The organism is Mesorhizobium sp. M4A.F.Ca.ET.020.02.1.1 (assembly GCF_004022645.1).
Classification (GTDB): domain Bacteria; phylum Pseudomonadota; class Alphaproteobacteria; order Rhizobiales; family Rhizobiaceae; genus Mesorhizobium.
In genome coordinates this window covers 1-961 of sequence record NZ_RZOI01001206.1, presented here as the reverse complement: position 1 = coordinate 961, position 961 = coordinate 1, and the positions used below count along the sequence as shown (strand labels likewise).

Here is a 961-nt window from a genome sequence, read left to right as displayed (position 1 = left end):
GGTCGCGGCTGGCGATGGCCTCGGACCTATACCGGATGACCAGGCTCGACGCCGAGGCCGGCGGCGCGCCGGTGGTGAAATCGGTCGATCCGCTATTCTACGCGGCGGCATGCCGCTTCGACCTCGCCGAAGGCATGGTGCGCATCAAGGCACCGGGCCACGTGCCGTTCTGGTCGGTGTCGGTCTATGACCGCAACGGCCACAATTTCTATTCCTTCAACGATCACACCGCGACCGGCGGCGTGCTCGACACAGTGGTGCTGACGCCGGCGCAGATGATTGATGTGCGCCGGGAACTTCCGGAGGAGCTGCAGGGTGCGATCTTCGTTGAGGCGCCGATCGAGGAAGGCATCTTCGTCATCCGTGCCTTCGTGCCGGACGACAGCTGGAAACCGATCGTGTCACGGTTCCTGGAGCAGAGTTCCTGCGAGCTGCAGGATTACTGACCAGGCAGCGCACGCGGATTCTAATTCTTGGAAGGTCCTTTGCGCGCCCGAACGGACGCGCGGCGCTCTATCTTTTTATTGGCACAATTCGGAACGGAAAACCGTTTCACACTTTTCCTGGAATTGGTCTAGTGATGCGGAACAGGCGTCCGCGGCGGCTCGTTCGGATCGGCCGGACGCGACTGGCCGGTCAGCGGCGGCTGTTCATAGCGGACGCCGGGGAAGATGATCACCGCCGCCGGTGTGCCGGTGTCCCGAGCTGCTCGATTTACGGGTGCCGGTCGCGGCACGAAAGACAGTACCATGCCCATGGTTCGCGTATTCCTCTCGGTTGCCCCGGAGCACAACGCAACGCCTCCAAATATGATTAAGGCGGGCAGAGGGTTAACGGAGCGCTAACGGATCGCCGCTAATTTGAACTTTGTTTCTGATGCACGCGAAACCGGCACGGTTCGGTCGAGCGTCGCCAGGGTTGTGTCGAGTGTCGGGCGTATCTTCCGTGTCATCTTCGGATT

At 61.5% G+C, this 961-nt stretch carries 2 protein-coding genes; one reads left to right on the top strand and one right to left on the bottom strand.

The window, feature by feature from the left end; all coding sequences use genetic code 11:
• Window positions 1-446: DUF1254 domain-containing protein (locus tag EN742_RS36100; RefSeq protein ID WP_128333945.1), on the top strand; the 446-nt coding region annotated here is incomplete at its 5' end.
• Between the two features lie 128 nt (window positions 447-574).
• Here EN742_RS36100 and EN742_RS36095 read toward each other — a convergent pair.
• A complete protein-coding gene (locus EN742_RS36095; protein ID WP_245482525.1) occupies window positions 575-757 on the bottom strand; it encodes a hypothetical protein in 183 nt (60 codons plus the stop codon).
• Window positions 758-961 lie beyond the last annotated feature (204 nt).

Coding starts and splice junctions, on each gene's coding strand:
- EN742_RS36095 (WP_245482525.1), bottom strand. CDS start 757: ATGGGCATGGTACTGTCTTTCGTGCCGCGACCGGCACCCGTAAATCGA.